This window comes from Gottfriedia sp. NPDC058432, assembly GCF_042721555.1.
Lineage (GTDB): Bacteria > Bacillota > Bacilli > Bacillales > Bacillaceae_G > Gottfriedia.
Window position 1 is genome coordinate 208,470 of the sequence record NZ_JBHXLC010000004.1, and the last position, 15,277, is coordinate 223,746.

Genomic DNA, 15,277 nt, shown 5'->3' on the forward strand with positions numbered 1-15,277 from the left:
CTATGTTATAAAAAAATAAATAAATACAACCCTTGAAGGGAGTGAAAGCTTGTGTTAAACGGATCACAATTCGTATTAGCTGAGGCAGGACATGGTGTACCTTGGGGTAATGTCGTGTTTCAACTAGTAATATTTCTAATTTTACTTGCTCTTCTGAAAAAGTATGCATTAGGACCTGTAATGGGAATTATGAAACAACGTGAAGATCACATCGCTAATCAATTAGACTCAGCTGAGAAAAACAACGCTGATGCAATGAAACTAGTTGAAGAGCAAAAGCAAGAGTTAGTTGCTGCTCGAACTGAAGCTCGTGAGCTTCTTGAGAAAGCTAGAAAGCAAGCTGATGTACAACGTGAAGAAATCGTTGCCGCAGCAAAAGCAGAAGCTGAAAACTTGAAAGAAAGCGCTAAACGTGAAATTACTCGTGAAAAAGAGCTTGCAGTACAATCAGTTCAACAACAAGTTGCTTCATTATCTGTATTAATTGCTTCTAAAGTACTTGAAAAAGAAGTGAAGTCTGAAGACCAATCTGCTATTTTTGATCAATATCTTAAAGAAGTAGGCGAAGCTAAATGAGTAACGAATTAGTTGCAAAACGCTACGCAAACGCTCTTTTTGAATTAGCGACTGAACAAAATTTAGTAGAAACTGTTGAACATGACTTACAAGTAGTGAAAAAGGAGTATGTAGAAAACTTAGAATTAAATAAGTTTTTACAACACCCTGGTATCACAAAAGAAAGCAAAAAGTCTGTCTTAAATGACACGTTTGCTTCAATCTCTGAAACGGTATTAAATCTAGTATGCTTATTAGTTGATCGTGGGCGAATGAGCACTATTTCTAACTTAGTAACTGAATATGTAAAAATTGCGAATGAAACTCGTAATATTGCAGATGCAACAGTTTACTCTGTAACGGCAATGTCTTCTGAAGAACTAGATAAAATTGGAGCGTTATTCGCTTCTAAATTAGGTAAAAACTCAATACGTTTGAAAAACGAAATTGACCCATCTTTAATTGGTGGTTATAAAGTTCGTGTTGGAAACCGTATTTTTGACGGCAGTTTAAAAAATAAACTTGTTCGAATTGAACGTGAATTAATCGCAAAATAGTTTGTAGATAGGGGTGAAATGCATGAGCATCAAAGCTGAAGAAATCAGTGCGCTGATTAAAAAGCAAATCGAAAATTACCAAACTGAAATAGAAGTTAGTGATGTTGGTACAGTTATCCAAGTTGGTGACGGTATCGCTCGTGCTCATGGTCTTGACCAATGTATGTCTGGAGAGCTAGTTGAGTTCTCTAACGGCGTTATGGGACTAGCACAAAACTTAGAAGAAAACAACGTAGGTATTATCATCTTAGGGCCATACACAGGCATTAAAGAAGGCGACGAAGTTCGTCGTACTGGACGCATCATGCAAGTTCCAGTTGGTGAAGCATTAGTAGGACGTGTAGTAAACTCATTAGGTCAACCAGTTGATGGTTTAGGCCCAATCGAAACGACTAAATCTCGTCCAATCGAAAATGCTGCTCCAGGCGTAATGGCACGTAAATCAGTACATGAACCATTACAAACAGGTATCAAAGCGATCGACGCTCTTGTACCAATCGGACGTGGACAACGTGAGTTAATCATCGGTGACCGTCAAACTGGTAAAACAGCTGTTGCTATCGATACAATCCTTAACCAAGCTGACCAAAACATGATCTGTATCTATGTTGCAATCGGTCAAAAAGAATCAACAGTTCGTGGACTTGTTGAAACTTTACGTAAGCACGGCGCATTAGATTACACAATCGTTGTAACTGCACCTGCTTCATCTCCAGCTCCAATGTTATACTTAGCTCCTTTTGCTGGTGTAACTATGGGTGAAGAGTTTATGTACAATGGTAAACACGTATTAGTAGTATACGATGATTTATCAAAACAAGCGGTAGCTTACCGTGAGCTTTCATTACTATTAAAACGTCCTCCAGGTCGTGAAGCATATCCAGGGGATGTATTCTACTTACACTCTCGCTTATTAGAGCGTGCAGCTAAGTTAAATGATGAGTTAGGTGGCGGTTCTTTAACTGCATTACCATTCATCGAAACACAAGCTGGTGATATCTCAGCTTATATTCCAACAAACGTAATCTCGATTACTGACGGACAAATCTTCTTACAGTCTGACTTATTCTTCTCTGGCGTACGTCCAGCGATCAATGCAGGTCTTTCTGTATCACGTGTTGGTGGTTCAGCGCAAACTAAGGCGATGAAATCAGTAGCAGGTACTCTACGTCTTGACTTAGCGTCATTCCGTGAGCTTGAAGCATTTGCTGCGTTCGGTTCTGACTTAGATAAAGCAACTCAAGCTAAACTTAACCGGGGTGCTCGTACAGTTGAAATCCTTAAACAAGGTTTACACAAACCGTTAAAAGTAGAAAAACAAGTAACATCTTTATATGCGTTAACACGTGGTCACTTAGACAGCGTAGCAGTTGAAGACATTACTCGTTTTGAAGAAGAAATGTTAGCTTGGATGGACGCTAACGCAAAAGGTCTTTTAGATGCTATTCGTGATACTGGTAAATTACCAAACGAAGCTGACCTTGACGCTGCAATCACAAGCTTTAAAAAGAACTTTATTGCTTCTAAATAAGAAGGCGATTTAAATATCTGGATTTGAAGGATCGGGCTCATAGCTCGTCCTTCATTTAACTGTTTACCAAAAGGTGGTGAAAACCTGTGGCATCATTACGCGATATAAAAACAAAAATTAATTCAACAAAGAAGACAAGCCAAATCACAAAAGCGATGGAGATGGTATCTGCTGCGAAATTAAACCGTGCTGAGCAAAACTCTAAGCAATTCGTTCCTTACATGGAAAAAATGCAAGAGGTAGTTGGTAGCGTGGCAAAAGGCGTAAACAGTAGACATCCGATGCTAGTAACTCGTCCAGTTAAAAAGACTGGTTACATTGTCATCACTTCTGACCGTGGTTTAGCGGGTGCATTTAATAGTAACGTATTACGTGCGGTAACTAATACAATTAAAGAGCGTCATAAATCGAATGATGAATTTGCAATTATTGTACTAGGTCGAGTTGGACGTGACTACTTTAAGCGTTTAGGTTACCCAATCGTTGAAGAGGTTCTTGGGCTTCCAGATCAACCTTCATTCGATGATATTCAACAATTTGCTAATCGTACAGTTCAAATGTATACAGACGGCATTTTTGATGAGCTTTACTTATCATATAACCATTTCGTAAGTAAGATTTCTCAAGAAGTTACTGAGAAAAAGCTATTACCTTTAACAGATATTGACACAGGTAAGGCAACAACTAACTACGAATTTGAACCATCTGATGATGAAATCTTAGAAGTTTTACTGCCTCAATATGCAGAAAGCTTAATCTTTGGTGCATTATTAGACAGTAAAGCTAGTGAACACGCTTCACGTATGACAGCGATGAAAAGTGCAACTGATAATGCGAAAGAAGTTATTAGTAAGCTTACTCTTCACTATAACCGTGCGCGTCAAGCAGCTATTACACAAGAAATTACTGAAATCGTCGGTGGAGCAGCAGCACTTGGCTAATCTGCTTACAACGGCTATATAAATTGAACGGCTTTTAATGAAACAATGCTAGGAGGAAAAGCGATGAGCAATGGTATTATTACTCAGGTATTAGGTCCAGTAGTAGACGTAAAGTTCGAAAACGGCCAATTACCACAAATATATAATGCGTTACGTGTTCGTAAAGAAGCGGGCGACGCAAACGAAGTAAACATTGATTTAACATTAGAAGTTGCTCTTCACTTAGGTGACGATACTGTTCGTACAGTTGCAATGGCTTCAACTGATGGATTAGTACGTGGAATGGAAGCAGTTAACACAGGGAAACCAATTTCGGTTCCAGTTGGTGACGCTACATTAGGACGCGTATTCAATGTGTTAGGTGACAACATTGACTTAGACGAAGAACTTGGAGAAGACGTACGTCGTGACCCAATTCACCGTCAAGCACCTAAATTTGAAGAATTAACTACAAAAGTAGAAATCCTTGAAACTGGTATCAAAGTAGTAGACTTATTAGCTCCTTACATCAAAGGTGGTAAAATCGGTCTATTCGGTGGTGCGGGTGTAGGTAAAACTGTATTAATTCAAGAATTAATTAACAACATCGCACAAGAGCACGGCGGTATCTCAGTATTCGCTGGTGTAGGTGAACGTACTCGTGAAGGTAACGACTTATACCACGAAATGAGCGACTCTGGCGTTATCAAGAAAACAGCGATGGTATTCGGACAAATGAACGAGCCACCTGGTGCACGTCAACGTGTTGCCTTAACTGGTTTAACAATGGCTGAATATTTCCGTGATGAGCAAGGACAAGACGTGTTATTCTTCATCGATAACATCTTCCGTTTCACTCAAGCAGGTTCTGAGGTTTCTGCCCTATTAGGTCGTATGCCTTCTGCGGTAGGTTACCAACCAACTCTTGCTACTGAAATGGGTCAATTACAAGAGCGTATCACTTCAACAAACAAAGGTTCTGTAACTTCGATTCAAGCGATTTACGTTCCTGCCGATGACTATACGGATCCAGCACCAGCTACAGCGTTCGCTCACTTAGATGCAACAACTAACTTAGAGCGTCGTTTATCTGAGATGGGTATTTACCCAGCGGTAGATCCATTAGCATCTACATCTCGTGCATTAAACCCTGAAATCGTTGGTGAAGAGCACTATGAAGTAGCTCGTCAAGTACAATCAACTTTACAACGTTATAGAGAACTTCAAGATATCATCGCAATCTTAGGTATGGATGAGTTATCAGAAGAAGATAAATTAGTCGTAGCTCGTGCTCGTCGTATTCAATTCTTCTTATCTCAAAACTTCCACGTTGCGGAGCAATTCACAGGACAAAAAGGTTCTTACGTACCAGTTAAAGAAACTGTTAGTGGATTCAAAGAGATCTTAGAAGGTAAATATGATACTCTTCCTGAAGATGCATTCCGTCTAGTTGGACGCATTGAAGAAGTAGTAGAAAAAGCAAAAACATTAGTATAATAATTGTCTAATCGAAAGGCTTGTTCATCATTCTATTTGAATGAACTTGATTAGCTCACGAAGCTAGACAGGAGGAGTTCACTATGAAGACAATGAAAGTCAGTATCGTCACTCCTAATGGACCGGCTTATGAAGGCGAAACAGAATTCGTTAGCACGAAAGCAACTAGCGGTGAGCTAGGTATTTTACCTGGACACATTTCAACTGTGGCACCGTTAGCAACAGCACCTGTTAAAATTAAATCACCAGCTGGAACTGATTTCGTTGCAGTTAGTGGCGGATTCATTGAAATTCGACCTGAAGCCGTTACAATATTGGCTCAATCTGCTGAAGCATCAACTGAAATCGACGTTGAGCGCGCAGTAGAAGCAAAAAAACGTGCAGAACAACGTCTACAAGAAAGACGCCCTGACACAGATATCAAACGTGCAGAACTTGCTTTACACAAAGCAATGAACCGTTTAAACGTAGCACAATATAAGTAATTAAAAAAAGAGCCCTTGGTTGGGGCTCTTTTTTTGTTGGGTTAAGTTGGGTGGATTAGTAAACTGGTGGGTGTAAATAAATTGGAGTAGGTGCAATTATGTATTATGGAAGTGCAAATAAATACGTTTAGTGTGCAAATATTTAATTGAGTGAAGGATAGACTGAAAGGTGCAAATTAAGTTGGAGTAGCTGCAATTAAGTATTATGAAGGTGCAAATAAACACGTTGAGCGTGCAAATAAACTTAAATGAGTAGCAAATAATCTGATAGGTGCAAATAAAATCGGGGTAACGACAATAACCCGTACAAGTGCGCAAATAAAATCGGGGTAACGACAATAACCCGTACAAGTGCGCAAATAAACTATGAATAACGCAAATAAAATTGTACTCCGCAAATAAAATTGAAGAATCACAATTAAAAATTGAAAATAGCAATTAAAAATGGCAAATCGCAAATAAATTGTGTGAATCACAAATAAATAAGCAAAATAGCAATTATTATAAGGGAATCGCAATATAAAACAGATGAATCGCAAATAAAGTACATTACCCTTTAAAATTAATCAAAAATTTTCCTTCTAGAATATTATTTTGACTAGATTTAGTACGATATTCCAAAGAAATTAATTAAAATAAGGCAATATTGCTCTAAAACATATAAAAAAACTGAAGAATAGACACCCATTCACTTTAACTTTTCGCAATCTAGATTAGGAGGTGACACAGAAATTATGTCGAATTTTATCATAAAATAAAAAAGAGGTGATTAAATGATTTTGAAAGAAAGAACTGTTCCTTTGACTATTAGGAAACTTGAAGCTCTGCTTAGAAGATTACCCGTAGAGCACAACCAAAGAGTAAGAATAGAAGATGATCTTGCAAAATTTAAAGCGGGGTTTCATGGTGAAAGATCACTAGATTATCATTTGAGTTTTTTCAATAAAGAACGGTATATTATAATTCAAGATTTAAGATTGTTAGACAACGAAAAACGGTTTTTTCAAATCGATACAATAATTCTTTCACCAAGCTTTATTTTAATTATTGAAGTGAAGAATTTAGTTGGAATACTTTATTTTGACCAAAGTTTCAATCAACTTATTCGAATGAATGAGGGAAAGGAAGAAGCTTTCATGAACCCAATTATTCAAGTTGAGCGGCAAAAACGGCAACTTCGAAGTTGGTTAGAGCAAAATAAGTTTATGAATTACCCAATAATTCCATGGGTTGTATTGAGTAATTCTAAATCGATCATAAAAGCATCTTCTAATGTAAAACAGATAGCTAACACGGTTATTCATTCAGATTCACTCTATAGAAAACTTGAGGAATTAGAAAAAAAGTTGCCTATAAACATTTTCACACCTAAAGAAATTCGTAAGCTAGCAAAACTCTTAATAAAACAAAATCAACTACTAGATCAAAATATACTCGAGAAATACAATATATCTAAAAATGAATTATTGACTGGAGTAATTTGTGAAAAGTGTAAATTATATTCGATGCTCAGAACTAAGGGATCTTGGTATTGTCCGCATTGCTCCATCGTTTCAAAAAATGCCCATTTACATTCGTTATATGATTTTTATTTATTAATTGGAAATACCATTAAAAATAGCCAACTTCGCGAATTCCTACATATATCTTCAATATACTCAGCTTCAAGACTCCTACGCAAACTAAACCTACCATCATCGGGAACAACGACGAGTTGTCACAGCAATCCTCTTTTTAGTTTAATTCCAACCCCGCTGTTGTTAAAATTCCATTTCTTGAGATTTTTAAAAGGTATTCTGCCATGTGTTTTTTTGTGTATGGCATGTCATTTTCAACCCAAAATGAAATTACGCTGAGCGTTGAGCCTGAAATATAACTTACTAGTAGGTCACCTGGGACAAGGTATTTATTCTTTTTTGGCTGTATGAATGCAATGCCTCTTTCGAATGTTGTTGATAATACTTCGTAAAGTCTTCTTCTAAAAATATTTGGTCCTTGTCGTTTTAGGAGGACTTTGTAGAAGTAACTGTTTTTTTCGATGTGTTCGAATAGATGGTAGTAGGATTGTAAGGCCATTCCATCGAGTGAGTTTGGATTTCCGTCATACATGCTAAAATCTACATTCTTCATGGCGCTGTCTAAATCAACTAGTTTTTCTTTAACGATTTGGCGGACCATTTGGTACTTGTCTTCGTAGTGGCTATAAAAGGTTGCTCTATTGACGTTTGCTTTTTTAGTTATATCTTGTACACTGATCGCTTCGAATTCTTTATCTGCTAATAGTGTAATTAATGCATCTTGTAAAAGTTGTCTAGTTCGAATGACACGAGGGTCATGATTATTTTTTATGCTCATTTTAAAACTCCTTTATTAAATAACTTTAAGAAATTAAACAATTAATAATAGTAGTGTTGCTTAAACAACAAATTTTAAATTATTAACGGTTGAGTACGTTTATAAATCAATTATAATTAAAAACTATGAGAAGTAAAACGACAATGTGTTGCTTTACTTTTGTTACCTATATAGAGAAACGATTAAAAATTTAGGAGGAATTTTATTTATGGGGAACATGAAGAAAATGGTGTTTGTTAACATAATTACTTTAATCATATTAGTTGCTGGTGGATTTGCTGGTTATTACTATTATGATCAATCAACAAATTATATAAAAACGGATAATGCAAAAATAGATGGGCAACAAATTGTCATTTCATCTCCTGCTGCTGGTAAGCTTGAGTCATGGTCAGGTTCATTCGGAAAAACATTTTCACCAAATGAATCAATTGGTAAAGTTTTAACTGCGCCTCAAGCAGCTGGAGATACTGCACATGAAGTATCAGTTTCAGTACCTACAAATGCTACGATTGTTCAAGCAAATGCAATTAAAGATCAATTGGTTGGTACAGGTTCAACTCTTGGTTATGCATATAACTTAGATAATCTTTGGGTTACTGCAAACATTAAAGAAACTGAAGTGGAAGATGTGAAAAAAGGTCAAGTGGTTGATGTATATGTTGACGCATATCCAGATACAACTTTAACAGGTACTGTAGAATTTGTTGGATTAACAACTGCAAATACATTTAGTTTATTACCTTCTGGAAACTCTAATGCAAACTATACGAAAGTAGAGCAGGTTGTACCTGTAAGAATTGCTTTAGATCATAATAAGTCATTTGAAATTGTTCCAGGAATGAATGCTTCTGTTCGTATCCATAAGTAAGGAGGAATTTCGATGTCTACAGGAATGATCATAGCATATGGAGGGTTTTGCTTAATTGTTTTCTTTATTATTAATCGAATTGTATTAAGGAATAAAGAAAATGACCTAAAAATAGATAAAAGAGATGAAATGGTTCAATCTGAAGAACCAAATAAAATAGAAAAAACTGAAGAAACTCAAAAGAAATCAATTCCATCTGAGTCAAGTGAAAAACAGAGCTTTAGCATGGGAAAAGTTTTGACAGTACTATTACTAGGTATGTTCATATCGATTTTAAATCAGACGTTAATAAATGTTGCTTTACCGAAGTTAATGGCAGATTTTAATGTAACAACTTCGACTGCACAATGGTTATCTACTGGTTTTATGTTAGTGAACGGTATTTTGATTCCAGTCAGTGCTTATTTAGTTGATACATTTACGTATCGTAAATTATTTATCTTTTCGATGATTGCTTTTACGATTGGTTCAATTATTTGTGCTTTATCAGGTAACTTCCCAATTATGATGGTAGGTCGTGTAGTTCAAGCTGTCGGAGCTGGTATTTTAATGCCACTTGGTATGAATATCTTTATGACGATCTTCCCACCTGAAAAACGTGGGGCAGCAATGGGATTAATGGGGATCGCAATGATTTTAGCGCCAGCTATTGGCCCTACAATAACTGGTTATGTAGTTCAAGATTATTCTTGGCATTTCTTATTTTACGGAATGGCTGTGTTAGGTGTCATTTCAATCATTTTGTCTAACGCTTGGTTTCATATATCACGTAAACGTTCATTCCCAACATTAGATATTTGGGGAGTAATCAGTTCGTCACTTGGATTCGGAAGTTTATTATATGGATTCAGTGAAGCCGGTAATAAGGGTTGGGGTAGCACTGAAGTAGTTCTTTCTTTGGTAATTGCATGTATCAGTTTAGGTTTATTTGTGTGGAGAGAATTAACTGCTAAACAACCGTTAATAAATTTAAAAGTATTTAAATCTTTTTCATTTACTTACACATTATTAATTAACTTAATCGTTACAACAGCATTATATGGGGGGATGATTTTACTACCTCTTTATTTACAAAACATTCGTGGGTTTACACCAATTAGAGCAGGATTATTATTACTTCCTGGTTCATTGATAATGGGTGCGCTCGGACCACTTACGGGTAAATTGTTTGATAAATATGGTATCCGTCCTTTAGCTATTTTTGGTCTACTTATTATGACTTATACAACTTATGAGTTCACTAAGTTGTCTATTGATACACCATATTTAAAAATTATGTTTTTCTATACTTTACGTTCATTCGGTATGTCATTTATTATGATGCCAATTATGACGGCTGGTTTAAATAAGTTGCCTGTTAAGATGATTTCTCACGGTACTGCAACACAAAATACACTACGACAAGTTGCAGGTTCGGTCGGTACAGCGGTGCTCGTTACAATTATGACGACTCAAACGACAAATCATTTGGCTGACTTTTCAAATGAAGTGACTTCAACGAATTCTTTCATTATGGATTGGGTTCATCAAACAGGCGCACAGTTAGCCGCTGCAGCTGGAGTAACACCTTCCCAAGGCGGAGCTTTAGCAGTTACAACGCTTTATAGTCAGGCGTCTAAATTAGCATCTATCAATGGAATCAATGATGCATTTATTTTTGCAACTGTATTATCAGGTATCGCATTAGTGCTTTCATTCTTTATGGGAAGTACAAAGAGCAGAAAGGTTGCACAACCTAAATCTAAATCTAAAAATCAAAATAAGCAGCAATCTTCAGAAACGATTGCATCTTAAAAATGAACCAGTTCATGTATTGAACTGGTTTTTTTTTCGACAATTATCACTATATTTTAACTTGTGGGAATTGTGAATAACTTTCTGTGGATTTGTGGATAACTCTTATACTAATATAAAGTTATAGTTAGTGATTACAATGATCAAAATATTAGAATTTTATTAGAACGACATACATATAAGATAAATAAAGAGTAATGGAAATTATTTTCCAACTATATCATTCAATTTTCAGATTAATGGCAATAAATATCGACACGTTTTTGTCACATTTGTTATAATGGATACGATTACAAAACTGAATAGTAAAAATTAATGAAAAATACATTATATTTATAATAAGTATATAATGTAGAGCTCTGTAGTTAGAGGAGGGACAAGTTTCGTGAATGCTTATTTAAATAATTATGTGATCGTAGTTGTGTTTCTAGTTATAGGAATTGCGCTTCCAGTTGTCGCACTCTCGGTAATAGGTAAAATTTTAAGACCGAATGTACCAACTGAAGCAAAAGCAACGACCTATGAAAGTGGTATTGAACCATTTCATGATGCGAAGGTTCGTTTCCACGCTGGATATTACATTTTTGCACTATTATTCGTTATTTTCGATGTTGAAACTGTTTTCTTATATCCGTGGGCGGTTGCATATGATCAATTAGGCCTTTTTGCTTTTGTAGAGATGATTATTTTTATTCTTATGCTACTACTTGGACTTATTTATGCTTGGAAGAAGAAGGTGTTGAAATGGTTATGAAGTTAGATGGAATTTCTGTTGCTGAAATGGAAGAACTCCAAAAGAATATTTTTTTCACGACTTTGGAAGAAGTGAAGGCATGGGCAAGAAGTAACTCGTTATGGCCATTAACATTCGGGTTAGCTTGTTGTGCAATTGAAATGATGGGTGTAGGTTCTTCTCATTATGACTTAGACCGATTTGGATCATTTTTCCGTACTTCTCCTCGTCAATCTGACTGTATGATTGTTTCTGGAACTGTTACGAAAAAGATGGCGCCGATTGTTAAACGCTTATATGATCAAATGCCTGAACCAAAATGGGTAATTGCGATGGGCTCATGTGCCACTGCAGGTGGACCATATGTTAACTCGTATGCAGTTGTTAAAGGAGTGGACCAGATCGTTCCTGTGGATGTGTATATCCCTGGATGTCCTCCGAATCCAGCAGCACTAATTTATGGAATTAACAAATTGAAAGAGAAGATTCGTTACGAAGCTAAAACTGGAAAGCAGGTGACGAATAAGTGAGTGAAGATAAGTCAAAAGAACAGTTAAAGAAAGAAGCAGCCGAGAAGGCAAAAGAAGCAGCTCGACGTAAGATGGAACAGTTGAAGGCTGAAAAGGAAGCTGCAAAAAATACTGAAGTTCAAAAAGAAGAAGTTCCTGTAGTTGAGGAACCAACTGTTGAAAATGAAGTTAAACAAGAGGAACCAGCTTCAGAAGATGAAAAAGCGAAAGCACTTGCACTGGCTAAAGCAAAAGCAGTAGCAGCAGCGAAGGCAAAGGCGGCAGCAATCGCAAAACAAAAAGCTGCTGAAGCTAGCGAACAAGCTGAAGCAGAAGAGCCAGAGCCGACTTCTGATGATGATAAAGCAAAGGCCTTAGCAGCGGCGAAGGCAAAAGCAGTAGCGGCAGCAAAAGCAAAGGCAGCAGCAATTGCGAAACAAAAAGCAGCGGAAGCGGGCGAACAGGCTCAAGCAGAAGAGCCAGAGGTGACTTCAGACGATGATAAGGCAAAGGCCTTAGCAGCGGCGAAGGCAAAAGCAGTAGCGGCAACAAAAGCAAAGGCAGCGGCATTAGCGAAGCAAAAAGCATCAGAGGGTGGAGAAGCTCCGGCAGATGGTGCAGATGATGAAAAAGCGAAAGCACTTGCAGCAGCAAAGGCAAAAGCAGTAGCGGCAGCAAAAGCAAAGGCAGCGGCATTGGCGAAACAAAAAGCAGCAGGTGGAGAAGACACTGCAACTGCTGGATCGGACGATGAAGCTGCAAAAGCAAAAGCAAAAGCGAAGGCCATTGCAGTTGCGAAGGCAAAAGCAGCAGCAACAGCAAAAGCGAAAGGTAAAACAGATGGCGGTAAAGAGGCTCCAATTGAAGAAGTGAAAGCTTCTCATAACCAACCATTATTAGATGAGGTAAAGGCATTAATTGAAAAAGAGTTTGGAGCGGAAGTTTTTGAGGAAGCAATTATTAATACGCTATCTAAACATGATCCAACTTTTACAATTAAAAGAGATGCTTATTTTAAGGTAGCACAGTTCTTAAAGAATAATGAACAGCTACAATTTACTTATTTATCTGGATTACATGGAACTGATTTTGTAGAGTACATGGAAGTTTACTCTTACATATATTCATATAAACGTAAACATGGAATCGCTTTAAAAGTAAGAGCAGACCGTGAACAACCTATAGTTGATAGTATTACTCCAATTTGGGAAGGTGCAAACTGGCCAGAGCGTGAGACTTACGACTTACTTGGAATTCAGTTTGAAGGACATCCAAAGTTAGAGCGTATATTACTGCCAGATAATTGGGTTGGCTATCCACTAAGAAAAGATTACGTTCAATTTGACGAGGGGGTGTAGGATAAGCCATGATTCGTACGGAAGAAATGCTATTAAATGTCGGACCTCAGCATCCAAGTACACACGGTGTATTTCGTCTTGTGTTAAAGATTGATGGAGAGATCATTAAAGAGGCGACACCTGTCATCGGTTATCTACACCGTGGTACAGAGAAAATCGCTGAAAATCTTCAATATACACAGATTATTCCATATACAGATCGTATGGATTATCTATCAGCAATGACCAATAACTATGTTATCTGCCATGCTGTTGAAACAATGATGGATATTAAAGTTCCAGAACGCGCGGAGTATTTACGCGTTATTTCAATGGAATTAGGGCGCGTTGCTAGTCACTTAGTTTGGTGGGGTACAAACCTTCTAGATATTGGAGCAGTGAGTCCATTCCTTTATGCTTTCCGTGAGCGTGAAATGATTATCAATCTATTAAATGAGCTTTGTGGAGCGAGGTTGACTTTTAACTACATGCGTGTAGGTGGGGTTAAGTGGGATGCTCCTGAAGGTTGGATTGAAAAAGTAAAAGAATTTATTCCTTATATGAGAGAGCAATTAAAAGGATATCACGATTTAGTTTCTGGTAATGAAATCTTTATTAATCGTGTAAAAGGTATTGGTGCATATTCACAAGAAGATGCAATTAATTTTTCATTAAGTGGTGCAAATCTTCGTTGTACTGGTGTTAAATATGATCTACGAAAAGATGCTCCTTATTCTATTTACGATCGCTTTGATTTTGATGTACCAGTAGGGACAGTTGGCGATGCATGGGATCGTTATATGTGCAGAATGCTAGAAATTGAAGAGTCATTAAAGATTTTAGAACAAGCTGTTGAACAATTCCCTGCTGAAGGTGATATTTTAGCAAAAGTTCCTAAAATCATCAAAGCTCCTAAAGGTGAAGGGTACGTTAGAATCGAGTCACCACGTGGAGAAATCGGTTGCTATATTGCAAGTGATGGAAAAAAAGAGCCGTATCGTTTGAAATTTAGACGACCATCGTTTTATAACCTGCAAATTCTTCCAAAGTTATTAAAAGGCGAAAACATCGCGAACTTAATTACTATTTTAGGTGGTATTGATATTGTACTTGGGGAGGTAGACGGATAATGATAGAAAATCTTCTACAAAGTACACCGTCTTGGATTAATTTTCTCATCTATTTAGGCTTAGGCGTTATTTTTCTATTTGTAGTTTTAGGTTTCGTTACGTTTGGAATCCTATCAGAACGTAAAGTAATGGGTTTCATGCAAGGTCGTATTGGACCTAACCAAGTTGGTGGACGTTATGGTTTACTTCAAACTGTTGCTGACGTATTAAAACTACTTTTAAAAGAAGATACAATTCCAAAAGCGGCAGATAAACCATTATTTATACTTGCACCGATCATTGCATTTGCACCAGCGTTTATGGTATTAGCAACTCTACCTTTTACAGATAACTTACAGTTTGCTGATATTGGTGTCGGATTACTTTACTATATTGCTGTTTCAGGATTAACAACAGTTGGTGTTGTTACAGCGGGGTGGGCTTCAAATAACAAGTACTCACTTATTGGTGGTATGCGTGCTGCAGCACAGATGATTTCATACGAAATTCCGTTAGTAATGAGCGTATTAGGTGTTATTTTATTAACTGGAAGCTTAAATTTAAATGATATTGTTAATGCACAAGGGAATGTATGGTTCATTGTAACTCAGCCGATTGCTTTTATCGTTTTCTTAATCGCAGCCGTAGCAGAATTAAACCGTACACCTTTTGACTTACCTGAAGCTGAGTCAGAACTAGTAGCAGGTTATCATACAGAGTTTTCAGGATTCCGTTGGGCATTCTTTATGCTTTCAGAGTATGTTTACTTTTTTGCAATGTGTTCGTTAATTACGATTCTATTTTTAGGCGGATGGAAACCAATTGCGGGTCTAGAATTTATTCCTGGAGCTGTTTGGTTCTCTTTAAAATTTAGTGTAATTTTATATTTATTAATTTGGTTCCGTGTAACATTCCCACGTTTACGTGCTGACCAATTAATGGAGTTCGGTTGGAAAGTATTGTTACCAGTTTCATTAGCTAATATTTTAATAACTGCATTAGTAAAAAGCTTGTTCTTCTAAAC

At 36.9% G+C, this 15,277-nt stretch carries 13 protein-coding genes and 2 pseudogenes; 14 read left to right on the forward strand and 1 reads right to left on the reverse strand.

Features of this window, described 5'->3' with window-relative positions; all coding sequences use genetic code 11:
- Positions 1 to 51: 51 nt before the first annotated feature.
- From atpF to ACFWM3_RS06770, 7 genes and pseudogenes are all read left to right on the forward strand, one after another.
- On the forward strand, positions 52 to 576 hold the full coding sequence (atpF, locus tag ACFWM3_RS06740; RefSeq protein WP_098170530.1) for a F0F1 ATP synthase subunit B: 525 nt from the start codon (positions 52 to 54) through the stop codon (positions 574 to 576).
- Positions 573 to 1,112 carry a F0F1 ATP synthase subunit delta gene (locus ACFWM3_RS06745; protein WP_056469304.1) on the forward strand — a complete coding sequence of 180 codons (540 nt, stop codon included), beginning with the start codon at positions 573 to 575 and terminating at the stop codon, positions 1,110 to 1,112. The genes atpF and ACFWM3_RS06745 overlap by 4 nt, the downstream gene beginning before the upstream one ends.
- Before the next feature lie 22 nt (positions 1,113 to 1,134).
- On the forward strand, positions 1,135 to 2,643 hold the full coding sequence (gene atpA, locus ACFWM3_RS06750) for a F0F1 ATP synthase subunit alpha (RefSeq protein WP_056469307.1): 1,509 nt from the start codon (positions 1,135 to 1,137) through the stop codon (positions 2,641 to 2,643).
- Between the two features lie 86 nt (positions 2,644 to 2,729).
- The gene (locus ACFWM3_RS06755) at positions 2,730 to 3,584 is read left to right on the forward strand and encodes a F0F1 ATP synthase subunit gamma (protein ID WP_056469310.1); all 855 of its coding nucleotides are present in this window, start codon (positions 2,730 to 2,732) and stop codon (positions 3,582 to 3,584) included.
- Positions 3,585 to 3,647: 63 nt separating this feature from the next.
- Positions 3,648 to 5,060: a F0F1 ATP synthase subunit beta gene (gene atpD, locus ACFWM3_RS06760; protein ID WP_025568604.1), complete on the forward strand. Its 1,413-nt coding sequence runs from the start codon at positions 3,648 to 3,650 to the stop codon at positions 5,058 to 5,060.
- Positions 5,061 to 5,143: 83 nt separating this feature from the next.
- Positions 5,144 to 5,545 carry a F0F1 ATP synthase subunit epsilon gene (locus ACFWM3_RS06765; RefSeq protein WP_390310811.1) on the forward strand — a complete coding sequence of 134 codons (402 nt, stop codon included), beginning with the start codon at positions 5,144 to 5,146 and terminating at the stop codon, positions 5,543 to 5,545.
- Between the two features lie 773 nt (positions 5,546 to 6,318).
- Positions 6,319 to 6,774, forward strand: a pseudogene (locus ACFWM3_RS06770) (nuclease-related domain-containing protein); the annotation flags it as partial.
- Positions 6,775 to 7,279: 505 nt separating this feature from the next.
- Here the strand turns inward: ACFWM3_RS06770 and ACFWM3_RS06775 are convergent.
- A complete protein-coding gene (locus tag ACFWM3_RS06775) occupies positions 7,280 to 7,900 on the reverse strand; it encodes a TetR/AcrR family transcriptional regulator (RefSeq protein ID WP_082459427.1) in 621 nt (206 codons plus the stop codon).
- 226 nt (positions 7,901 to 8,126) lie between these two features.
- On the opposite strand from ACFWM3_RS06775, the gene ACFWM3_RS06780 reads away from it, so the two are divergent.
- The 7 genes and pseudogenes from ACFWM3_RS06780 (at position 8,127) to nuoH (ending at position 15,275) form a co-directional block, all read left to right on the forward strand.
- Positions 8,127 to 8,771 carry an HlyD family secretion protein gene (locus tag ACFWM3_RS06780; RefSeq protein WP_390310842.1) on the forward strand — a complete coding sequence of 215 codons (645 nt, stop codon included), beginning with the start codon at positions 8,127 to 8,129 and terminating at the stop codon, positions 8,769 to 8,771.
- A gap of 12 nt (positions 8,772 to 8,783) precedes the next feature.
- Positions 8,784 to 10,496, forward strand: a pseudogene (locus ACFWM3_RS06785) (DHA2 family efflux MFS transporter permease subunit); the annotation flags it as partial.
- Positions 10,497 to 10,950: 454 nt separating this feature from the next.
- Positions 10,951 to 11,319, forward strand: coding sequence for an NADH-quinone oxidoreductase subunit A (locus ACFWM3_RS06790; RefSeq protein ID WP_056469320.1), 369 nt, complete (start codon positions 10,951 to 10,953; stop codon positions 11,317 to 11,319).
- Positions 11,310 to 11,828 carry a NuoB/complex I 20 kDa subunit family protein gene (locus tag ACFWM3_RS06795; protein ID WP_056469321.1) on the forward strand — a complete coding sequence of 173 codons (519 nt, stop codon included), beginning with the start codon at positions 11,310 to 11,312 and terminating at the stop codon, positions 11,826 to 11,828. The genes ACFWM3_RS06790 and ACFWM3_RS06795 overlap by 10 nt, the downstream gene beginning before the upstream one ends.
- Positions 11,825 to 13,165: an NADH-quinone oxidoreductase subunit C gene (locus ACFWM3_RS06800; RefSeq protein WP_390310812.1), complete on the forward strand. Its 1,341-nt coding sequence runs from the start codon at positions 11,825 to 11,827 to the stop codon at positions 13,163 to 13,165. Before ACFWM3_RS06795 ends, ACFWM3_RS06800 begins: the two co-directional genes overlap by 4 nt.
- 8 nt (positions 13,166 to 13,173) lie before the next feature.
- A complete protein-coding gene (locus ACFWM3_RS06805; RefSeq protein ID WP_056469327.1) occupies positions 13,174 to 14,274 on the forward strand; it encodes an NADH-quinone oxidoreductase subunit D in 1,101 nt (366 codons plus the stop codon).
- Positions 14,274 to 15,275 carry an NADH-quinone oxidoreductase subunit NuoH gene (gene nuoH / locus ACFWM3_RS06810; protein ID WP_390310813.1) on the forward strand — a complete coding sequence of 334 codons (1,002 nt, stop codon included), beginning with the start codon at positions 14,274 to 14,276 and terminating at the stop codon, positions 15,273 to 15,275. Before ACFWM3_RS06805 ends, nuoH begins: the two co-directional genes overlap by 1 nt.
- Positions 15,276 to 15,277: the final 2 nt, after the last annotated feature.

Excerpts from the sequence above, each read along its gene's own strand:
- ACFWM3_RS06765 (WP_390310811.1), top strand. The coding sequence starts at position 5,144 with ATGAAGACAATGAAAGTCAGTATCGTCACTCCTAATGGACCGGCTTAT.
- atpD (WP_025568604.1), top strand. The coding sequence starts at position 3,648 with ATGAGCAATGGTATTATTACTCAGGTATTAGGTCCAGTAGTAGACGTA.
- ACFWM3_RS06780 (WP_390310842.1), top strand. The coding sequence starts at position 8,127 with ATGGTGTTTGTTAACATAATTACTTTAATCATATTAGTTGCTGGTGGA.
- ACFWM3_RS06775 (WP_082459427.1), bottom strand. The coding sequence starts at position 7,900 with ATGAGCATAAAAAATAATCATGACCCTCGTGTCATTCGAACTAGACAA.
- nuoH (WP_390310813.1), top strand. The coding sequence starts at position 14,274 with ATGATAGAAAATCTTCTACAAAGTACACCGTCTTGGATTAATTTTCTC.
- ACFWM3_RS06745 (WP_056469304.1), top strand. The coding sequence starts at position 573 with ATGAGTAACGAATTAGTTGCAAAACGCTACGCAAACGCTCTTTTTGAA.
- ACFWM3_RS06805 (WP_056469327.1), top strand. The coding sequence starts at position 13,174 with ATGATTCGTACGGAAGAAATGCTATTAAATGTCGGACCTCAGCATCCA.
- atpA (WP_056469307.1), top strand. The coding sequence starts at position 1,135 with ATGAGCATCAAAGCTGAAGAAATCAGTGCGCTGATTAAAAAGCAAATC.
- ACFWM3_RS06795 (WP_056469321.1), top strand. The coding sequence starts at position 11,310 with ATGGTTATGAAGTTAGATGGAATTTCTGTTGCTGAAATGGAAGAACTC.